This window comes from Ramlibacter sp. (genome assembly GCF_035655895.1).
Lineage (GTDB): Bacteria > Pseudomonadota > Gammaproteobacteria > Burkholderiales > Burkholderiaceae_C > Ramlibacter.
Window position 1 is genome coordinate 90,231 of the sequence record NZ_DASRTN010000007.1, and the last position, 18,882, is coordinate 109,112.

The 18,882-nt window shown below is 69.8% G+C and carries 18 protein-coding genes; 1 reads left to right on the plus strand and 17 read right to left on the minus strand.

The features are described from left to right. Positions 1 to 12 precede the first annotated feature (12 nt). The 15 genes from hflK to VFE82_RS09310 all read right to left on the minus strand — a co-directional run bounded on the left by hflK (position 13) and on the right by VFE82_RS09310 (position 15,784). Positions 13 to 1,335: an FtsH protease activity modulator HflK gene (gene hflK / locus VFE82_RS09240; protein ID WP_325000009.1), complete on the minus strand. Its 1,323-nt coding sequence runs from the start codon at positions 1,333 to 1,335 to the stop codon at positions 13 to 15. A gap of 41 nt (positions 1,336 to 1,376) precedes the next feature. After that, the gene (gene hflX / locus VFE82_RS09245) at positions 1,377 to 2,543 is read right to left on the minus strand and encodes a GTPase HflX (RefSeq protein ID WP_325000010.1); all 1,167 of its coding nucleotides are present in this window, start codon (positions 2,541 to 2,543) and stop codon (positions 1,377 to 1,379) included. 68 nt (positions 2,544 to 2,611) lie between these two features. Then, positions 2,612 to 2,860, minus strand: a complete 249-nt coding sequence (gene hfq / locus VFE82_RS09250; RefSeq protein ID WP_325000011.1) for an RNA chaperone Hfq — start codon at positions 2,858 to 2,860, stop codon at positions 2,612 to 2,614. A 160-nt stretch (positions 2,861 to 3,020) separates the two neighbouring features. Next, positions 3,021 to 4,355: a ribosome biogenesis GTPase Der gene (gene der, locus VFE82_RS09255; RefSeq protein ID WP_325000012.1), complete on the minus strand. Its 1,335-nt coding sequence runs from the start codon at positions 4,353 to 4,355 to the stop codon at positions 3,021 to 3,023. A gap of 16 nt (positions 4,356 to 4,371) precedes the next feature. Beyond that, complete coding sequence (bamB, locus tag VFE82_RS09260; protein WP_325000013.1) at positions 4,372 to 5,529, minus strand: outer membrane protein assembly factor BamB; 1,158 nt, start codon at positions 5,527 to 5,529, stop codon at positions 4,372 to 4,374. After that, the gene (locus VFE82_RS09265; protein WP_325000014.1) at positions 5,526 to 6,206 is read right to left on the minus strand and encodes a tetratricopeptide repeat protein; all 681 of its coding nucleotides are present in this window, start codon (positions 6,204 to 6,206) and stop codon (positions 5,526 to 5,528) included. The genes bamB and VFE82_RS09265 overlap by 4 nt, the downstream gene beginning before the upstream one ends. A gap of 49 nt (positions 6,207 to 6,255) precedes the next feature. Beyond that, positions 6,256 to 7,575: a histidine--tRNA ligase gene (gene hisS, locus VFE82_RS09270; RefSeq protein ID WP_325000015.1), complete on the minus strand. Its 1,320-nt coding sequence runs from the start codon at positions 7,573 to 7,575 to the stop codon at positions 6,256 to 6,258. Positions 7,576 to 7,589: 14 nt separating this feature from the next. Beyond that, entirely contained in the window at positions 7,590 to 8,846 is a 1,257-nt protein-coding gene (ispG, locus tag VFE82_RS09275) for a flavodoxin-dependent (E)-4-hydroxy-3-methylbut-2-enyl-diphosphate synthase (RefSeq protein ID WP_325000080.1), read from the minus strand. Positions 8,847 to 8,937: 91 nt separating this feature from the next. Next, positions 8,938 to 9,921, minus strand: coding sequence for a helix-turn-helix domain-containing protein (locus VFE82_RS09280; RefSeq protein WP_325000016.1), 984 nt, complete (start codon positions 9,919 to 9,921; stop codon positions 8,938 to 8,940). Then, positions 9,914 to 10,735, minus strand: coding sequence for a type IV pilus biogenesis/stability protein PilW (pilW, locus tag VFE82_RS09285; RefSeq protein ID WP_325000017.1), 822 nt, complete (start codon positions 10,733 to 10,735; stop codon positions 9,914 to 9,916). Before pilW ends, VFE82_RS09280 begins: the two co-directional genes overlap by 8 nt. A 1-nt stretch (position 10,736) precedes the next feature. Next, positions 10,737 to 11,882 (minus strand): 23S rRNA (adenine(2503)-C(2))-methyltransferase RlmN, encoded by a 1,146-nt coding sequence (gene rlmN, locus VFE82_RS09290; protein ID WP_325000018.1) that lies wholly within the window; start codon positions 11,880 to 11,882, stop codon positions 10,737 to 10,739. Between the two features lie 22 nt (positions 11,883 to 11,904). Then, complete coding sequence (gene ndk, locus VFE82_RS09295; protein ID WP_325000019.1) at positions 11,905 to 12,330, minus strand: nucleoside-diphosphate kinase; 426 nt, start codon at positions 12,328 to 12,330, stop codon at positions 11,905 to 11,907. A gap of 134 nt (positions 12,331 to 12,464) precedes the next feature. Further along, positions 12,465 to 13,892, minus strand: a complete 1,428-nt coding sequence (locus VFE82_RS09300; protein WP_325000020.1) for a pseudouridine synthase — start codon at positions 13,890 to 13,892, stop codon at positions 12,465 to 12,467. 8 nt (positions 13,893 to 13,900) lie between these two features. Continuing rightward, complete coding sequence (gene scpB / locus VFE82_RS09305; protein ID WP_325000021.1) at positions 13,901 to 14,668, minus strand: SMC-Scp complex subunit ScpB; 768 nt, start codon at positions 14,666 to 14,668, stop codon at positions 13,901 to 13,903. Positions 14,669 to 14,767: 99 nt separating this feature from the next. Next, a complete protein-coding gene (locus VFE82_RS09310) occupies positions 14,768 to 15,784 on the minus strand; it encodes an RluA family pseudouridine synthase (RefSeq protein ID WP_414708747.1) in 1,017 nt (338 codons plus the stop codon). 60 nt (positions 15,785 to 15,844) lie between these two features. Here VFE82_RS09310 and VFE82_RS09315 point away from each other — a divergent pair, with 60 nt between their 5' ends. Beyond that, complete coding sequence (locus VFE82_RS09315) at positions 15,845 to 16,639, plus strand: outer membrane protein assembly factor BamD (RefSeq protein WP_325000022.1); 795 nt, start codon at positions 15,845 to 15,847, stop codon at positions 16,637 to 16,639. A 4-nt stretch (positions 16,640 to 16,643) separates the two neighbouring features. Here the strand turns inward: VFE82_RS09315 and VFE82_RS09320 are convergent, their stop codons facing one another. Next, on the minus strand, positions 16,644 to 18,668 hold the full coding sequence (locus VFE82_RS09320; protein WP_325000023.1) for an ATP-dependent DNA helicase: 2,025 nt from the start codon (positions 18,666 to 18,668) through the stop codon (positions 16,644 to 16,646). After that, positions 18,665 to 18,868 carry a YdcH family protein gene (locus VFE82_RS09325; protein ID WP_325000024.1) on the minus strand — a complete coding sequence of 68 codons (204 nt, stop codon included), beginning with the start codon at positions 18,866 to 18,868 and terminating at the stop codon, positions 18,665 to 18,667. The genes VFE82_RS09320 and VFE82_RS09325 overlap by 4 nt, the downstream gene beginning before the upstream one ends. Positions 18,869 to 18,882: the final 14 nt, after the last annotated feature.

Below are 18,882 nucleotides of genomic sequence, written 5' to 3' on the forward strand. Positions count from 1 at the left end.
TGCCTCCGGCCTTCAGCGGCTCTCGCGCTCGCGGCCGCGGGCGTTGTCACGGTTGCGGGCGTCGACGGCGCTGCCCGAGGGCGTGGGAGCCGTCGTGGCCGAAGAAGCGCTGCCCGACGAACTGCCGGCGTCGCCGGCCGAAGCGGACGCCGCGCCGCCTTGCGCCACCTGCTGCAGGATGCGGTCCAGCGGCAGGTACAGCAGGTTGGATCCCTGGCGCGAATCGACCACGACCTTGGTGACGTTCGCGTAGATCTGCTGCATGGTCTCGAGGTACATGCGATCCCTCGTCACCTGCGGCGCCTTCTGGTATTCGGTGAGCACCGAGCGGAAGCGTTGCGCATCGCCCTGGGCCTGCGCCACCACGCGTGCCTTGTAGCCCTCGGCCTCCTCGCGCAAGCGCGCGGCCGAACCGGCGGCGCGGGGGATCACGTCGTTGGCGTAGGCCTGGCCTTCGTTCTTCAGGCGCTCCCGCTCCTGACCGGCCTTGTTGACGTCGTCGAACGCGGCCTGCACCTGCTCGGGCGCGCGCACGCCACCCTGCTGCAGGTTGATGGCGACGATCTCGATGCCGACCTTGTAGCGGTCGAGGATGGCCTGCATGACCTGCCGCACGCGCGGCGCGATCTGCTCGCGCTCTTCGCCGAGGGCGGCATTCATCTGCATCTTGCCCACCACCTCGCGCACCGAGGTCTCGGCCGCCTGCACCACCGTCTCGGCCGGGTTCTTGCTCTCGAACAGATAGGCGCGCGCGTCCTTCAGCCGGTACTGCACCGAGAACTTCACGTCCAGGATGTTCTCGTCCTGGGTGAGCATCGCCGACTCCTTCAGGCCCGTGGCCTTGACCACGTTGTCGCGACCGATGTCGACCGAGCGGATCTGGGTGACGTAGACCACTTCGTGCCGCTGGATCGGGTACGGCAGGCGCCAGTTGAAGCCCGCACCCACGGTCCCCTTGTAGCGCCCGAACTGCGTGATGACGGCCTGCTGGCCCTCCTGCACGATGAAGAAGCCGGTGCCGAGCCAGATCAGCGCGAGCACTGCGACGATGAGACCGACGCCCACGCCCGCGCTCTTCATGTCCGGCTGGAAGTTGCCGTTCGGATCTGGGCGGCGACCGCGGCCACCACCGAACAGGCCGGCGAGGCGGCGGTTGAAATCGCGCCACAGTTCGTCGAGGTCGGGCGGGCCTTGGTTCGGGCCGCGGCCGTTGTTTTCGGGACGGTTGTCCTTGCCGTCCTCCCCTCCCCGTCCCCAGCGCGGGTCGTTCAGGTTGAACATGCCTCTGACCCGGCCGGCGAGGCCGGCCACCACGCCGGGGAAATGGAGCTTCATTCGTTGCGGTTTCTTTTCGTTGCTTTCCGGATTGTGCCCAATCACGCGTGGGCCTCGTGCAATTCGGCACCGGGCTGAAGGGCTGCTCCGCCGGCGGCACGCTCGGCCAGCTCCTGCCGCAGTTGCGCCAGGCCCTCGCCCGTGCTGCTGCTGACGAACACGCGGCGCACCGGCGTGCCCTCCAGGTCGAACACGTCGCTGAGCTGGCGCGGCCGCTGGGACGGCTCGAGCGAATCGATCTTGTTGAACACGAGCAGCTGCGGAACCTGCGCGGCCCCGATCTCGTGCAGGACACGCTGCACCTCCGCGATCTGCTCGGGATGGTGCGGGTTTGCCGCGTCCACCACGTGCAGCAGCAGATCGGCGTCCGTCGCTTCCTGCAACGTCGCCTGGAAGGCATCGATCAGCCCGTGTGGCAGGTCGCGGATGAAGCCCACGGTGTCGGACAAGGACACGGACCGGCCCCCTTCACCGTCGCCCAGGTAGAGCTGGCGGGTCGTGGTGTCCAGGGTCGCGAACAGCTGGTTGGCGGCGTACGCACGGGCCTTGACCAACGCATTGAAGAGCGTGGACTTGCCGGCGTTGGTGTAGCCCACCAGCGAGATGTTGTAGGCGCCCTGCCGCTCGCGCTGGCGACGCTGGGTGTTGCGCTGCTTCTTGACTTTTTCCAGGCGGTCCTTGGTGCGCTTGATCGCGTCGCCGATCATCCGGCGGTCGAGCTCGATCTGGGTCTCGCCGGGGCCGCCACGCGCGCCGATGCCGCCGCGCTGGCGCTCCAGGTGCGACCAGCGTCGCACCAGGCGCGTGCTGAGGTATTGCAGGCGCGCCAGTTCCACTTGCAGCTTGCCTTCGTGGCTGCGCGCGCGCTGGGCAAAGATCTCGAGGATGAGCAGCGTGCGGTCGTTGACCGGCAGGCCCAGGTGGCGCTCGAGGTTGCGCTGCTGGCCGGGGCTGAGCGACTGGTCGAACAGGACCTCGGTGGCGCCGGTTTCCAGCGCGAGTTCCTTGATCTGGTCGGCCTTGCCGCGCCCGACGAACAGCGCCGCGTCGGGCGCCTTGCGCTTGGCCGTCATGCGGCCGACCGGCTCGAGACCGGCGGTGCGGGCGAGTTCACCGAGCTCCTGCAGCTCGGCATCGAAATGGGGAAGTCCCAGGTCCACCCCGACCAGGATGGCGGGGGCGGCAGGTCGTTCTTGAGGTTCTGACAACTGATGGGTCCGGGTGGTACTGGTGGGATACGCCCGGCGGGAAGCGCACGAGGACCGCGCGCTCGCGGTCAGCTGGCGGCGGCTTCGGTGCTCTCTGCCGTGGTGAAGTTCACGGCTCGGCCGGGGACGATGGTGGAGATGGCGTGCTTGTAGACCATCTGGGTCACGGTGTTGCGCAGCAGGACGACGTACTGGTCGAAGGACTCGATCTGGCCCTGCAGCTTGATGCCGTTGACCAGGTAGATGGAGACCGGCACGTGCTCGCGGCGCAGCGTGTTCAGGAACGGGTCTTGTAGCAGCTGCCCTTTGTTGCTCACGATATTCTCCGTGTTCGAAGTGTTGTTGGAAAACGCACATTACCACAGCAACACAGCTGTGCAAGTAGTCCGCTGCCCCGTGCGCCCAACCAATCTGGGTCCGGCACGCCGGGCTTCAAGGGGAAAACGCCTGATCGGCCGGCGACGCTGCGCCCGATCCCTATTCCTTGTCGGCGTAGGGATTCTTGGATGTCTTCATCTCGATGCGCAGCGGCGTTCCGATCAGGTTGAACTCCTTGCGGAACCGCCCCTCGAGGAAGCGCTTGTACGCATCGGTGACGTGCTCCAGCGAATTGCCGTGCACCACGATGACGGGCGGGTTCATGCCGCCCTGGTGCGCGTAGCGCAGCTTGGGACGGAACATGCCCGAGCGCTTGGGCGCCTGGAACTGCACAGCCTCCTGCAGCAGCCGGGTCAGCACGGGGGTCGGCATCTTCGTCATCGCCGCCTGGTGTGCCTGCGCGATCGACGCCCAGACCGGGCCCAGCCCCTGACGCTTCTTGGCCGAGATGAGATGGAGGGCGGCGAACTTCAGGAACGCCAGTCGGGCTTCGATCTGGCGCTGCACCTGCTCGCGCTGGTACTCGTCCACGGCATCCCACTTGTTCACGGCGATCACCACCGCGCGCCCGCTCTCGAGGATGTACCCGGCGATGTGCGCGTCCTGGTCGGTGACGCCCTGCGTGGCGTCCAGCAGCAGCAGCACGACATTGGCCGACTCGATGGCCTGCAGGGTCTTGACGACCGAGAACTTCTCGATCGCCTCGAACACCTTGCCCTTGCGCCGCAGGCCCGCGGTGTCGATCAGCTCGTATTTCTGACCGCCGCGCTCGAACGGGACCGAGATGGCGTCGCGCGTGGTGCCCGGCAGATCGAAGGCCACCAGGCGCTCCTCGCCCAGCCAGGTGTTGATCAGCGTCGACTTGCCCACGTTCGGGCGACCTGCCACCGCAAGCTTGATGAGGCCGTCCTGCGCTGCCTGCTCCTCTTCCTCATCGGGAAGGTTGAGCGGCTCGAAGGCGATCTCGACAAGGCTGCGGATGCCCTGCCCGTGGGCGGCGGAAACGGGGTGCACCTCGCCGAGGCCGAGCTCGTAGAACTCGGTCAGCTGCACGCCCTCGGTCATGCCCTCGGCCTTGTTGGCCGCCAGCACCGTCGGCTTGCCCAGCTTGCGCAGGTAGTTCGCGATGTCATGGTCCTGCGCCGAGAGGCCGCCGCGCGCATCGACCACGAACACGACGACGTCGGCCTCGGCGACGGCCTGCCGGGTCTGCTTGGCCATCTCCATGTAGATGCCGCTCTCGGCCGTCGGCTCGAAGCCGCCGGTGTCGACCACGATGAACTCGTGCTTGCCGTGCTTCGCGTTGCCGTAGTGCCGGTCGCGCGTGAGCCCGGCGAAGTCGGCGACGATCGCATCGCGCGACTTGGTCAGGCGGTTGAACAGCGTCGACTTGCCGACGTTGGGGCGGCCCACGAGGGCCATCACGGGTTTCATCGGCCGCCCTTGAACGTCATTGAGGAGCGAAACCGTAGATGCCGCCCTTGCGGGTGACGACGACCACGGTGGTGCCCGCCACGACGGGCGCGGACACGATGGCCGAGCCGTCGGTGGACAGGCGGTTCAGCAGGTTGCCGTCTTCGCGCGACAACACGTGCACCAGTCCGCTCCCGTCGCCCACCACGACCGAGTTGCCGACCAGCAGCGGCGCGCCGGGGTCGCGATGCAGCAGCTTGTCGCTGGTCCAGGCCCGCTCGCCCGTGTCACGACGCCACGCCACGAGCCGTCCGTCGGTCTCGGTGCCGACCAGCAGGCGGTCGCTGCCGCCGATGCCGTCGCCTCCGTTGGCAGGCTTGGTCCAGGCCAGCGTGCCGCGGGTGGTGTCGACGCAGCCGACGGATGCCTGGAAGGCGCGTGCGCAGACCGAGCTGCCGAGGCGACTGGCAGGTCCGACCAGGTCCACCAAGCGTTCGACATCGTTGGTGCCCCGGGGCGACGCGATCGGCGCCTCCCAGCGGACAGCGCCGCTCAGCGGGTTGAGCCCGGCCAGACGGCCGCCCTGCCCTGCCACCAGCGTGTCGCCCACCGCGAGCAGCACGCCGGCCTGGCGCAACACGAGCGGCTCGCCGGGGCGCTGCTGCGTCCACAGCTTGCGGCCGCCACGGCCGTCGTAGGCCGTGATGGAGCGATCGGCTGCGAGCACGAAGACCCGGTTGCCGGCGACGAACGGGGCCGTGTAGGCCTGCGCGGGCAGCTTCTCGCGCCAGAGCACCTTGCCCGAGGACAACGCCACCACTTCGTTGGCGCGCGTCACCACCGCCACCACGTCTCCGTCGCTGCCGACGCCTGCGGCGATCGGCGCGCCGACGCTGGCCCGCCAGACGTCCTGGCCGGTGGTCGCATCGATCACCGCAACCGTGCCGTCCGTTGCGGCCACCGCCAGCTGGTTGCCAGCGACCGCCACCGATAGCGGAAAGCCGATGTCGCCGATGCGGTTGGTCCAGGCCTGACGCACCCCCAGGAGCGCGGGATTCGGCTGGAGCTCCGCCGGCTTCGGCTTGTCGGGGCCGCCGCCCAGGAAGGACGGCATGATCGAACAACCGCCGAGTCCGGCGGCGAGCACGAGCAGGGCCGCCATGCGCAGCACGGCCTGTTTCGGCGTCGCCCTCATGATTTCGCACCCCCGCCTTCGGGCTTGCCGAGGGTCTTGGGGTCCACCCCGAGGGCGGTGAGCTTGACCTCGACGAGCCGACGGTAGTCGGTGCGCTCCTCCAGCCCTTGCCAGGCCTTGGTGTACTCCGCCTTGGCCTCGGACTTCTTGCCCTGGAGGTTGTAGATGTCGCCGCGGCGGTCGGCCGCGAGCGCGGCAAATGCCGCCGGCATCTCCGCGTTGAGCTGCTTGAGCGCCTCGTCATAGGCCTTGGCCTCGACGTGCAGCGCGGCCAGGCGCAGCCGCGCCACGGCCTGGTAGCCCTCGTCCGACGCCTTGTCGGCCACCCAGGCGAGCGCCTCCTTGGCCGTGTCGGGCTTGCCCTTGTCGGCCGCGGCTTGCGCCACCAGCAAGGCCGCCTGCTGGGCGAACAGCGTGCTGCCGTACCGCTCGCGCGCATCACCCAAGCCCTGCTCGGCGCGTGCAAGGTCGCCGGCCTGCACGGCGCGTTCGACTTCGTCGTACAAGGCGCTGGCCTTGGCCGACTGGGTGCGCTGCCAATACTGCCAGCCGTTCGTGGCTGCCACCGCGGCGGCCGCGGCGATCAGCAACCCGGTGATCAGGTTGCCGTAGGTTCTCCAGAAGTGCTTGAGCTGGTCAAGCTGCTCCTGTTCTTCGAGGTCGAGATGGGATGCCATGGTGTCGCCGCAGTGTCGAGCAGCCGGGGATTGTAAGGAGCGGCGAGGATCAGGCCCGCAGGGACCCGGCCCAGGCGGACACGTCGGCCAGTGGCCGGCGCTGCTGTGCGCCTTCGCGGTCGCGCAGCGACTTGACCGTGACTTCGCCGGCGGCGAGTTCGTCGGGCCCGAAGATCAATGCATGCCGGGCGCCGCTGGCATCGGCCTTCTTGAACTGCGATTTCATGCTGCCGGGGCCGTCGGCGCCACCTGCATGCTGCACGACGCGCAGTCCCGCGGAGCGAAGCGCCTCCAGTGCGGCCACGACCGGCGCAAGCGGCGTTCCCGGCGGCACGACGGCGTAGGCGTCCGGCGCCGAGGACGGCACGGGCAACCCGAGCTCCTGGACCAGCAGCAGCAGCCGCTCGATCCCGAGGCCGAACCCCACTGCTGGTGCCGGCTTGCCACCGAGCTGCGCGATCAGGCCGTCGTAGCGACCGCCGCCGCACACCGTGCCCTGCGAGCCGAGCTGGTCGGTGACCCACTCGAAGACGGTCAGGTTGTAGTAGTCCATGCCCCGCACCAGGCGGGGGTTGACGCGGTACTGCAAGCCCACGGCATCGAGCGCGGCGCGCACCGCATCGAAATGGGCACGCGACTCGGCGCCCAGGAAATCCATCAGCCGGGGCGCCTGCTCGATCAAGGGCTGCATTGCCGGGTTCTTGCTGTCCAGGATGCGCAGCGGGTTGCTGTGCAGGCGCCGCCTGGCGTCGTCATCCAGCTGGTCGGCGTGCTGCTCGAAGTGGGCCACCAGAGCGTCCCGATGCGCGCGCCGCTCGACCGGTTGCCCGAGGCTGTTGATCTCCAGCCGCACGTGCGTGCCTTCGAGCAAACCCAGTTCGCGCCACAGCGCGCGCGCCATCAGGATCATCTCCGCGTCGACGTCCGGACCGGCGAAACCCAGGGCCTCGACATCGAGCTGGTGGAACTGTCGGTAGCGGCCCTTCTGAGGGCGCTCGTGCCGGAACATCGGGCCGAGCGTCCACACCCGCAGCGGCCCGTTGTACAGCGCGTTGTGCTCGATCATCGCCCGCACGATGCCGGCGGTGGCCTCGGGCCGCAGGGTCAGCCGGTCGCCGTTCATCGAATCGGTGAAGGAATACATCTCCTTCTCGACGATGTCGGTCACCTCGCCCAGCCCACGCACGAACAGCGCGGTCGGCTCGACGATGGGCGTCAGCAGGTACTGGTAGCCGTAGCGGCCGAGCACGGTCCGCACGGCGCCCTCGAACCATTGCCACAGCGCCGAATCGGGCAGCTTCTCCGTGCGCGGCACGGACGCCGGCAGGATGTCGTTCATGCCTTTGACGGCACTCAGTTTCTCGGCCATGGGGAATCCTCGAGTCAGGCGGCTGCGGCAGCGTGGCCGAAGCGCTTCTCGATGTAGTTCTCGACGATCTGGTGGAATTCGGCGGCGATGTTCTCGCCGCGCAGGGTGAGGGCCTTCTGCCCGTCGATGAAGACTGGCGCTGCCGGCGCCTCGCCGGTGCCGGGCAGGCTGATGCCGATGTCGGCATGCTTGCTCTCGCCAGGCCCGTTGACGATGCAGCCCATCACCGCGACACGCAGCTTCTCGACACCCGGATACTTGCTGCGCCACACCGGCATGTTGCCGCGCAGGTGGTCGTCGATCTGCTTGGCCAGCTCCTGGAAGGTGGTGCTGGTGGTGCGGCCGCAGCCCGGGCATGCCGTAACGCTGGGCACGAACACGCGCAGGCCCAGCGCCTGCAGGATCTCGGAGGCGATCACCACCTCCTGGGTGCGCGACTCGCCCGGCTGCGGCGTCAGCGACACGCGGATGGTGTCGCCGATGCCCTCCTGCAGCAGGATGCCCAGCGCCACGCTGGAGGCGACGGTGCCCTTGGTGCCCATGCCGGCCTCGGTCAGGCCCAGGTGCAGCGGGTAGTCGCAGCGGCGGGCCAGCTCGCGGTAGACGGACACCAGGTCCTGTACCCCGCTCACCTTGCAAGACAGGATGACCTGGCGGCCGTCCATGCCCATCTCCTCGGCGCGACGGGCCGACTCGATGGCCGAGGTGATCAGCGCCTCGTACATCACGCTGCGCGCGTCCCAGGGCTGGGCGCGGCGGCTGTTCTCGTCCATCAGACCGGCAAGCAGTTCCTGGTCGAGACTGCCCCAGTTGACGCCGATGCGCACCGGCTTGTCCCAGCGCATGGCGGCTTCGATCATCTGCCCGAACTGCCGATCGCGCTTGTCGCCCTTGCCGACGTTGCCAGGGTTGATGCGGTACTTGGACAGCGCCTGCGCGCAGTCCGGGAAGTCGGTCAGCAGCCGGTGGCCGTTGTAGTGGAAGTCGCCGACCAGCGGAACGTCGACGCCCATGCGGTCGAGCTGCTCGCGGATGTACGGCACCTGCTGCGCCGCCTCCGGGGTGTTGACCGTGATGCGCACCATCTCGGAGCCGGCCAACGCCAGTTCCTTGACCTGGATCGCCGTGCCGATCGGGTCCTCGGTGTCGGTGTTCGTCATCGACTGCACACGCACCGGCGCATCGCCACCGACCGTGACGACCCGCGATCCCCAGACCACGCGCGCCTGCCGCGAGTGGCGCGGCGCGGGCGCGGCCGGCGCGATCGGCAGGCAGTTGACGACCTCCGTGCCAGGTGCGACACCGATTCCGGACGGAACGGTCGCTTGGGCAATGGAGGCGGCGGGCGCGGTCATGGCGGGGTCACTTCACTTCGAAACGGGCCACGTTGTCGCGGGACACGGCGCCCAGGTTGAACGGCTTGCCGCGCACCTCGACGGCCGTGTCGCTGGCGCTGCCGACCGTGACGGTCAGCGGCAGACTGCCCGAGGCGCCGGCGGCCTCGCCTGCGGCCATGAGGCGGCGCAGCGTCACGGTGCCCTTGCTGTCGGTCACCTCGATCCAGGACGGGCCGGTGGTCTTGAAGACGACGACGCCGTTGGCCGGCGGTTTCGGACCGGCAGCCCCGGAGGCGGCCGTCGCGGGGGCCGATGCAGCGACGGCGGGCGGCAAGGCGACTGCCGGCGCGTTCGCTGCGGCAGCCGCCGCTGTACCGGGTGCGGCCGCCGTGGCGGGAGCCACGACCGGGGTCGGCGCAGCCAGTTGCACCGCCATCGTCGCCGAGGCACTCCGTGCGGGCGCAGCGGCCGACTCGATGCCGGCGGGCAGCGGCTCCGCCGGCGCGATGCTGGTGGTCGGCGAGCCGGGCGGCAGCACTGGCGCGCCGGCGGCGACCTCGGCCGACTCCGGCTTGGAAGCGGGCGTCTCGTCGCGCCGAAGGCTCGGCAGGAAGATCAGGATCAAGGCCCCGAGCAGCAGCGCGAACACCGACAGGAAGACCGGTTGCATCAGCTGGTCGTACCACTTGGGCCCCGGTGCGTCGCCAGGAGCGCGGAACGGGGCATTGATGCCTTCGTGCGCGGGAGCCAACCGCGGCGTGCTGCTCTGCGGCAGCTGCGAGAGCACCGGCTGCGGGTCGATCTTCAACGTGCGGCACACGCTGGACGCCAGGGCCCGCGCGAACACCGCGTCGGGCAGCAGGTCGTACCGGTCATCCTCGAGCGCCTCGAGCTTGCGCACGGGCACCTTGAGGGTCGCCGCCAGCGCTGCCACGTGCAGGCCTGCCGCCTCGCGGGCGCGGCGCAGCTGGGCGCCGGCGGTCGGGCCTGCGGCTCCCACCTCACTCATCGAAGGCCCCCCGGTCCAGCAAGGCCGCCTGGCGCGACTGCGGATAGCGCTTCTTCAGCTGGTCGGCCAGCTGGTTCATGGCCAGCTGCTCGCCGAGCTTGCGCTCGACCTTGATGCCGAGCCAGAGCGTCTCGGCGTTGGCCAGCTGGCTGTTGTTCAGGCGACGGATGTAGAACTGCGCGCGGGGCAGTTCGCCGCGCGCATAGAGCAGGTCGGCCAGGTTGTAGCCGATGATCGGATTGCCCGCGTCCAGCTCGTAGGCCCGCTTGAGGGTCGCCTCGGCTTCGGCCGGCTTGCCGGCGCGCGACTGGCACAGGCCCTGCGCCATCATCGTCTTGGACCGGCTGCCGTAGGTCGGGATCTCCAGAGCTTGCTCGAACGTGCGTTGCGCCTCGTCGTAGCGGCGCGTCTGGCACTGCAGCCAACCCAGGTTGTGCAGCGTGTTGCCGTCGCGCGGATCCAGTGCGACCGCGCGGCGGAAGCTCTCCTCCGCCTGCGGCAGGTCGTTCATGCGCATGTAGATCAACCCGCGCAGGTTGTACGCGTCGGGATAGCTGGGATCGGCCTGGACCACCTGCTTGAGCTCGTCGAGGGCAACGGCGGTCTGCCCCTGCTCGAAGTAGCCGACCGCGAGCTCCATCCGGATGCGCGCCCGGCGACGCGCCTCGCCCTCATCGGCCAGGGAAACCGTCTCCTGCCGCTGCGGCTCCACGCCGGTGGACGCGCACCCGGCGACCTGCAACGTTCCCGCGAGCAGCGCGGCCCATGGCAGCGCCGCGAGCAGCGCCCTGTAGTGCCCAACCCCCCTCTTCATCTCACCTCTCCTTGGCGACGTCGGCCGCCGGCACCTGTTTGAGCATCACGGTGCGCTGCTGGGCGATCCGCTCGCCCACCCGGGTGCGATCGCGGACGTCGCCCGCGAGCTGGCCGCAGGCGGCGTCGATGTCGTCCCCTCTCGTCTTGCGCACGGTGGTGACGATACCAGCATCACTCAGCAATTTCGCGAAAGCAACGACCCTGGTGTTGGGCGATCGCGTCAGCCCGGACTGGGGGAAGGGATTGAAGGGAATGAGGTTCAGCTTGCAGCTGACGCCGCGGCCGGCGTGGTGGCGCACCAGGTCGATCAGCTGCCGGGCATGTTCGGGCTGGTCGTTCACGCCATCGAGCATGCAGTACTCGAACGTGATGAAGTCCCGCGGCGCGTGCGCCAGGTACCGGTTGCACGCGTCCAGCAGTTCGGCCAACGGGTACTTGCGGTTCAGGGGCACGAGGTTGTCGCGCAGGTCGTCGTTGGGCGCATGCAGCGACACCGCGAGCGCCACCGGGCAGTCCTGGCCCAGGCGGTCCATCATCGGCACGACGCCGGACGTGGAAACGGTCACGCGGCGACGGGACAGTCCGTAGCCGTGGTCGTCGAGCATGACCCGCAGGGCCGGCACGAGTGCCGAATAGTTCTGCAGCGGCTCGCCCATGCCCATCATCACGACGTTCGAGATCACGCGCTCGGACGTCTTCAGGTGGGACCGCAGGAAATGCTCGGCGAACCAGAGCTGCGCCAGGATCTCTCCCGTGCCGAGGTTGCGCGAGAACCCCTGGTGGCCGGTGGAACAGAAGCGGCAGCCGACCGCGCAACCGGCCTGGGACGACACGCACAACGTGCCGCGGTCGTCCTCGGGAATGAAGACCGCTTCGACGGCATTGCCGTCGCGCACGTCGAACAGCCACTTGATGGTGCCGTCGGCGGATTCGTGCTGGGTGATGACCGGAAGCCCTTCGATGCGGGCCGTGGTCTTGAGCTTCTCGCGCAGCGACTTGGCGAGATCGGTCATCTCGTCGAAGTCGCGCGCGCCCCGCTGGTGGATCCAGCGGAACAGCTGGGTGGCGCGGAAGCGCTTCTCGCCCAGCGTTTCGCAGAACGCGGCCAGCCCGTCGAGGTCGAAATCGAGGAGGTTGGCCGTCATTGCATGGGAGCTACTCCGCCGCTCAGCGGGAGTAGACGTTCATGCCCGGGAAGAAGAACGAGACTTCGACCTTGGCAGTTTCGGGGGCGTCGGAGCCGTGCACCGCATTGGCGTCGATGCTGTCGGCGAAGTCGGCGCGGATGGTGCCCTTCTCGGCCTTCTTCGGGTCGGTGGCGCCCATCAGTTCGCGGTTCTTCAGGATCGCGTTCTCGCCTTCCAGCACCTGGATCATCACCGGGCCCGAGATCATGAAATCGACCAGGTCCTTGAAGAACGGGCGGGCCTTGTGGACGGCGTAGAACTGCTCGGCTTCCTGGCGCGACAGGTGCGCCATGCGGGCGGCGATGATCTTCAGGCCGGCGCCCTCGAAGCGTGCGTAGATCTGGCCAATCACGTTCTTGGCCACGGCGTCGGGCTTGATGATGGAGAGGGTGCGTTCGATGGCCATGCTGGTTCCTGGATGCGAGTTGTGGATGTGGTGGCCGGCGTCGCAGCCATTAGGGCGCGCGCGGGCGTGAAAGTTCGGGAAAGCCCGCCATTTTAACCGGGCTGCGACCAATGCCCGGCTGGAGGGCTGCTGGCTCAGCGGCCGCCGCGGTTGCCCCGGCGCGGACCGCCGGCGTTGCCGCCGCCCCCGCCCCCGGGTCCGTTGCCGCGGCGCTGCCCGCCGCCGCCTTGACGCTGACGCATGAAGCTGTCGGCGCCGATGTAGCCCAACGACGTCTTCATCGGATCGGGTTGCGAGGCGCCGGGACTGCGGTCACGGTCCTTTCCGCGTCCCTGTTGCCGCTGCTGGGCCTTGGCATTGCCGGCACCCTGCCGCGGCTGGCCGCCGTCCGGACGCGGACCGGCGCCGCTGCGGTTGCCTCGCCGCCGATTGCGGCCCTGGCCGCCATCCGCCTCCGCCGGGGCGCGGGGGCCAGGCGCCTGGCCCCCGGCCGCCTGCGACAACGAGCGGATGTCCCGTTCGTCCAGCTCCATCCAGGCGCCGCGCTTGAGGCCGCGCGGCAGCACCATCGCACCGTAGCGAATGCGGATGAGGCGGCTGACGGCATGCCCGAGTGCTTCGAACAGGCGCCGCACCTCGCGGTTGCGCCCTTCCGAGATGGTGACGCGGTACCAGCTGTTGGCACCCTCGCCACCGCCCTCCTCGATCGAGCCGAACTGCGCCCGGCCGTCCTCGAGATCGATCCCGTCCAGCAGGCGCTGCTTTTCCTCGCTGCTCAGCGCACCGAGGACCCGGACCGCGTACTCGCGCTCGAGCCCGAAACGCGGGTGCATCAGCCGGTTGGCCAGCTCGCCCGAGCTGGTGAACAGCAGCAGCCCTTCGGTGTTCAGGTCCAGGCGGCCGACCGACTGCCACTTGCCCTGCTGCAGCCGCGGCAGCTTGCGGAACACCGTCGGCCGGTTCTGCGGGTCGTCGTGGGTGACGACCTCGCCCACGGGCTTGTGGTAGGCGATCACCCGGGCCACCGGCGGGGCGATGCGCACCCGGATCGGCTTGCCGTTGACCTTGATCTGGTCGCCGAACTGGATCCGCTGGCCGATGTGGGCGGGCTCGTTGTTGACCGAGATCCGCCCTTCCATGATCAGCTGCTCCATCTCGAGGCGGGACCCCAGCCCGGCCTGGGCCAGCACCTTGTGCAGCTTCGGGGTTTCCGCCTGCGGCGCCAGCACGCGCTTGGGCGCCGCAACGTCCGGGCTCTGCTCCTCGGCATCGAAACGCCCGGAGACGACATCCTCGAAGCGGATCGGCTCGGCGGGCGCCGACGCGGGGCCGGCGGCACGGCGCCGGCTGTCGTCGTCGCGATCTTCGTCGTCCAGATCGTCCGCGTCCTCGTCGCCCTGGTCGTCGTCCTGGCTGTCGGCCTCGGCCACTGCACGCCGCTGCACGGGCGCGACCGCGTCCGCGTCCGAGGCCGGCGGTGCCGTGACCGGGGCGGCGGGCTGGTCCTTGTCGTCGTCGGCGTCGGCGGCTGCGGCCGCGCCCTGCGGGTCATTGGGATTCATGGGGGAGATCAGGTGCGCGCCGCAGGCTCGGGGTCGCCGCCGTCGGCGGGCTCTGCGTCGCGGGAGGTGTCGGATGGCGGACCGTCGATGGGTGCGTCGGCCGGGGAAAGCAGTTCGCCCTGCCCCGAAGGCGACCGCGGCGGGGCGGGGTCGATGTCGGGCTCGTTGGCTGCGGCAGGCTCGTGGCCGCCGGCGTCGATCGCCAGCGCCGGCTGCAGGCGGTCGTCGCCGTCGGACAGCCCGGCGAGCGCGGCGACCTGCTGGGACGGGCTCTCCAGCATGGGCAGCTGGTCGAGCGACGCCAGGCCGAGGTCGTCGAGGAAATGGCGCGTGGTGGCGTACAGCGCCGGTCGGCCCGGGGCCTCGCGGTGGCCGATCACCTCGATCCAACCGCGGTCCTCGAGCTGCTTGAGGATCTGCGTGTTGATGGTCACGCCCCGGATGTCTTCCATGTCCCCGCGCGTGACCGGCTGGCGGTAGGCGATGATGGCCAGCGTCTCGAGCGCCGCCCGGGTGTACTTCGGCGGCTTCTCCGGATGCAGCCGGTCGAGGAACTCGCGCATCTCCGGCCGGCTCTGGAAGCGCCAGCCGCTGGCCACGCACACCAGCTCCACCCCGCGCTGCGCCCAGTCATCCTGCAGTTCCTCGAGCAGGGCACGGACCGTGTCGGCACCCAGCTCCTCGTTGAACAGGACGCGAAGCTCGCGCACCTGCAACGGCTGCGACGAGCAGATCAGCGCGGTTTCGAGGACGCGCTTGGCATCCGCGGTATTCATGGTCTAGCGGTCTTCCTGGAACGGGCGCCGGGCGGCGCTCCAGTCACGTGGGGCCCAGGGACCTGGGCGGTGGATCGCGGCGAGGCGGCCAGCAGGCTGTCAGGGTGCAACGACAGGCTTGGCACCGCAGGCCAGCGCCGGACCCGGATTGTAACGCAGCCCCCATGCGGCGACCGCCCGGGCGAGGTCGGGCGGCAAGGCCGAGCGCAGCTCGAGCTCGGCCCCTGTGACGGGGTGCCGGAACGCGAGCCGGGCCGCGTGCAGGGCCTGCCGCGACAGGCCTGCTGCGCGGGCGCCGCCATACAGGTCGTCAGCCACGAGCGGATGCCCGAGGTGCGCCATGTGCACCCGGATCTGGTGCGTCCGTCCGGTGTGCAGCGTCGCGCGCACCAGGCAACCCTGAGCATTCGTGTCGAGCACGTCCAGCGTCGTGGCTGCCGTCTTCCCGGATCCCTGGGCCAGGTCCACCACCGCCATGCGCAGGCGGTTGCGCGGATCGCGGCCGATCGGGGCGTCGACCAGCCGGGTCGGCGCCCCGCTCCAGGGCTTGTGGCCGATCGCGACGTACTGCCGGGACACCTCGCGCGCGGCGATCATGCGCACCAGGGCATCCATCGCCGCACGCGTGCGCGCCACGACCATGAGACCGCTGGTGTCCTTGTCGAGGCGGTGGACGATGCCGGCACGCGGCAGCAGCGCCGCGGCCGGATCGCGGGCGAGCAGCCCATTGAGCAGCGTGCCGCTCCAGTTGCCCGGCGCTGGGTGCACCACCAGCCCGGCGGGCTTGTCGATCACGGCCAGGTGCTCGTCCTCGTGCACCACCGGAAATGCGATCGGCTCCGGGCGGAACGCCTGGCTCTGCGGCGTCGGCCGCAGCTCGATGCCCAGGCGGTCGCCGGCCTTGACACGGTGCGCTACGCGCGATGCTGCGCGGCCGTTGACGGCGACGGCTCCCGCTTCCACCAGTTGCTGCAGGAAGCTGCGCGAGAACTCCGGCAGCAGTTCGGCCAGCGTGCGATCGAGCCGCTGCCCGTGCCGGGCTTCGTCCACCCGCAGCTCGCGCAGTTCCGCCTCGAGGCCGGTTTCCGCGTCCTCGTCCGCCCCGTCGGGCGCCAAGGCCGCCGCGGGGTGCGCTTCTATAATCGTCGGGCCCTGTTTCAAGAAGGTCTGCGCTTCATGCTTCCTGCCAAATTATCGTGTGTCGCGGCGGTGCTCGCCCTGTCGCTGGTGGGGTGTTCGTCCACCAAGACCGACACGACCGCGAACTGGAGCCCGAACCGCATCTACAGCGAGGCGAAGGACGAACTCAACTCGGGTGCCTACGACAAGGCAATCCCGCTGTTCGAGAAGCTCGAAGGTCGCGCGGCGGGCACGCCGCTTGCGCAGCAGGCGCAGCTGGAGAAGGCCTATGCCCACTACAAGGCCGGCGACCAGGCCCAGGCGGTGGCGACGCTCGATCGCTTCATCAAGCTGCACCCGGCCAGTCCGGCACTCGACTATGCCCTGTACCTCAAGGGCCTGGTCAACTTCAACGACAACCTCGGGCTGTTCTCCTTCATCGCGCGGCAGGACCTGTCGGAGCGGGACCAGAAGGCGGCGAAGGAATCGTTCGAGGCGTTCAAGGACCTGGTCGCCCGCTTCCCGGAATCGCGCTACACGCCCGATGCGCGCTCGCGCATGACGTACATCGTGAACTCGCTGGCGCAGTACGAAGTGCACGTCGCGCGCTACTACTACAACCGTGGCGCCTACGTCGCCGCGGTCAATCGCGCCCAGACCGCCCTGGCCGACTACCAGGACGTGCCCGCGCTCGAGGAGGCGCTGTTCATCCTGGTGCGCTCGTACGATGCGCTGGGCATGCCGCAGCTGCGCGACGACAGCCGCCGCGTGCTCGAGAAGAACTACCCGCAGAGCCGCTATCTCGCCGGCCGCACGGGCGACGTCACGCGGCCTTGGTGGAAGGTCTGGTGACGCGCTAGCCCGGCGCCGCAGCGGCGTCGAGCAGCGCGTCCAGCGCCTCGTCGAACGCGGCGGCCGTCTGGAGTCGCCGCATCGGCGGCAAGGCGGCCAGCAACCGGCGCCCGTAGCCCATGGTCGCCAGGCGGGTGTCGCACACCACCAGAATGCCGCGGTCGGACTCGCGGCGGATCAGCCGGCCGGCGCCCTGCTTGAGCGCCACCGCGGCCTCCGGGACGAAGTAGTCGTTGAACGGGCTGCGGCCGTCGCCTTCCAGACGCTGCGAGCGCGCCTCGACCAGCGGGTCGCCCGGCGGCGGAAACGGCAGCTTGTCGATCACCACGAGCTGCAAGGCGTCGCCGGGCACATCGACACCCTCCCAGAACGAAGCCGACGCCACCAGCACGCAGCCGGGCCGCCCCTGCGATGCGCCTTCCCGGAAGCGCTCGATCAGCCGGCGCTTGGGCCACTGGCCCTGCACGAGCACCTCGAGTTCTCCCCCGCCCTCGAACCGGCGTTGCAGGTCCTCGCCGATGCTGCGCAGGGCGCGCAGGGTCGTGGTCAGCACCATGGTGCGTCCACCGATCTGCCGGGCTGCGGACGCGGCCAGACGCGCCACGGCCTGGCTGTGGCCGGCGTCGTTGGGACGGGGCAGATCGCGGGGAAGGTAGACGGCAGCCTGCGACGGATAGTCGAAAGGGCTGCCGACACGCAGCACCTGCGCATCCTGCAGGCCGCATGGTTCGGTGAACCAGGACAGGCGCGCATCGTCGCCGAGGGTGGCGGAGGTGAAGATCCAGGAGCGGTTGGACACCTCGCCGGCATCCTGGTCCTCGCCGGTGCCGGCGGACCGCTTGAGCAGCCGCGTGCGGACGGTCTCCGCGATGTCGAGGGGCGACTCCACCAGCCGCAGCTGCAGCCCCGCATCGATCCAGCGCACCGACCCCGGTGCGCAGGCCGCGCCGAAACGCGCCGCGCGCTCGGCCAGCAGGCCCGCCCGCTCGTGCAGGCGCACGAAGTCGGGCGCGATCTCGCTCACGCTGCCCAGCGCCTCGGCCGCCTGGCGCAGGCTTGCCTCGACCGCCTCGAGCGCACCCTGCCAGGCGCGCGGATCGACTTCGTCCGGTGCCGCCTGCACCCAGCGCACGCGGCCCGTGTTGCGGCCCACGACCAGACGCAGGTCACGCGCAGCCCGTTCGCTGGCCGCGGCCAGTTGCTGCCAATCGACCAGGCCGCGCGCCAGCTGCAGGCCCGCGGCCAGCAGGTCGCGGGTGAAGTCCAGCAACTGCCCGGTGCCGAGCTGCGCGCCAAGGAACTGGACGCCGGTCTCGTTCAGCTGGTGCGCCTCGTCGAAGATGGCAACCCGCACGGTGGGCAGCAGTTCGGCCATCCCCGACTCCCGCACTGCAAGGTCGGCGAAGAACAGGTGGTGGTTGATCACGACCACGTCCGCCGCCAGCGCCTCGCGCCGGGCCTGGTGGACGTGGCAGCCGCGGAACTTCGGACACTGGGCGCCGAGGCAGTTCTCGCGCGTCGAGGTCACCAGCGGGATCACGGGCGAGCGCTCGTCCAGGCCTGGCAGTTCGGCCAGGTCACCGGTGCGGGTGGACTGCGCCCACTGCTCGAGCCGGGCGAGCGATGCGACCGCGGTGCGGTCGGTCGCGGAAGGATCGCGCCGCGCAAGCTCCAGCCGGTGCGTGCAGAGGTAGCTGCCCCGTCCCTTCAGCAGGGCCATGCGCACGGGCAGTCCGAGGGATTGCGCCAGTCGGGGCAGGTCACGTCCGAACAGCTGGTCCTGCAGCGTCTTGGTGGCGGTGGACAGCAGCACGCGCTCGCCGGACAGCAGGGCCGGCACCAAGTAGGCAAAGGTCTTGCCCACGCCGGTGCCCGCCTCGACCACCAGGGCCCCGCCCTCCTCGATGGTGTGCGCCACGGCCATCGCCATCTCGGTCTGCGCCTTGCGCGGCGAGAAGGCATCGGCCGCGGCGGCGAGCGCGCCCTCCGGACCGAAGGCCCGTGCCACGGCATCGGAGAGGGACGTCACGCGGGCTCTTTGGGATCGAGCGCGAGCTCGAACTGCACGATCTGGTCGCGCAGGGCCAGGCGCCGCTTCTTCAGTCGGCGCAGTGTCAGTTCGTCCAGCGGCAGGTCGCGGGCGGCTGCGTCGATGAGGGCGTCCAGGTCGGCGTGCTCGATGCGCAGTTCGATCAGGCGCCGCTCGGGCGAATGGAGGTTGGAATCCACGGGAACGTGTCGTT

What these genes read in the sequence shown, in the direction of transcription:
- VFE82_RS09265 (WP_325000014.1), bottom strand. Translation starts at nt 6,206, where the DNA reads ATGGCATCCCATCTCGACCTCGAAGAACAGGAGCAGCTTGACCAGCTC.
- ndk (WP_325000019.1), bottom strand. Translation starts at nt 12,330, where the DNA reads ATGGCCATCGAACGCACCCTCTCCATCATCAAGCCCGACGCCGTGGCC.
- hflK (WP_325000009.1), bottom strand. Translation starts at nt 1,335, where the DNA reads ATGAAGCTCCATTTCCCCGGCGTGGTGGCCGGCCTCGCCGGCCGGGTC.
- rlmN (WP_325000018.1), bottom strand. Translation starts at nt 11,882, where the DNA reads ATGACGGCCAACCTCCTCGATTTCGACCTCGACGGGCTGGCCGCGTTC.
- der (WP_325000012.1), bottom strand. Translation starts at nt 4,355, where the DNA reads ATGAAACCCGTGATGGCCCTCGTGGGCCGCCCCAACGTCGGCAAGTCG.
- VFE82_RS09315 (WP_325000022.1), top strand. Translation starts at nt 15,845, where the DNA reads ATGCTTCCTGCCAAATTATCGTGTGTCGCGGCGGTGCTCGCCCTGTCG.
- pilW (WP_325000017.1), bottom strand. Translation starts at nt 10,735, where the DNA reads ATGAAGAGGGGGGTTGGGCACTACAGGGCGCTGCTCGCGGCGCTGCCA.
- hisS (WP_325000015.1), bottom strand. Translation starts at nt 7,575, where the DNA reads ATGGCCGAGAAACTGAGTGCCGTCAAAGGCATGAACGACATCCTGCCG.
- VFE82_RS09300 (WP_325000020.1), bottom strand. Translation starts at nt 13,892, where the DNA reads ATGAATCCCAATGACCCGCAGGGCGCGGCCGCAGCCGCCGACGCCGAC.
- VFE82_RS09280 (WP_325000016.1), bottom strand. Translation starts at nt 9,921, where the DNA reads ATGAGTGAGGTGGGAGCCGCAGGCCCGACCGCCGGCGCCCAGCTGCGC.
- bamB (WP_325000013.1), bottom strand. Translation starts at nt 5,529, where the DNA reads ATGAGGGCGACGCCGAAACAGGCCGTGCTGCGCATGGCGGCCCTGCTC.
- scpB (WP_325000021.1), bottom strand. Translation starts at nt 14,668, where the DNA reads ATGAATACCGCGGATGCCAAGCGCGTCCTCGAAACCGCGCTGATCTGC.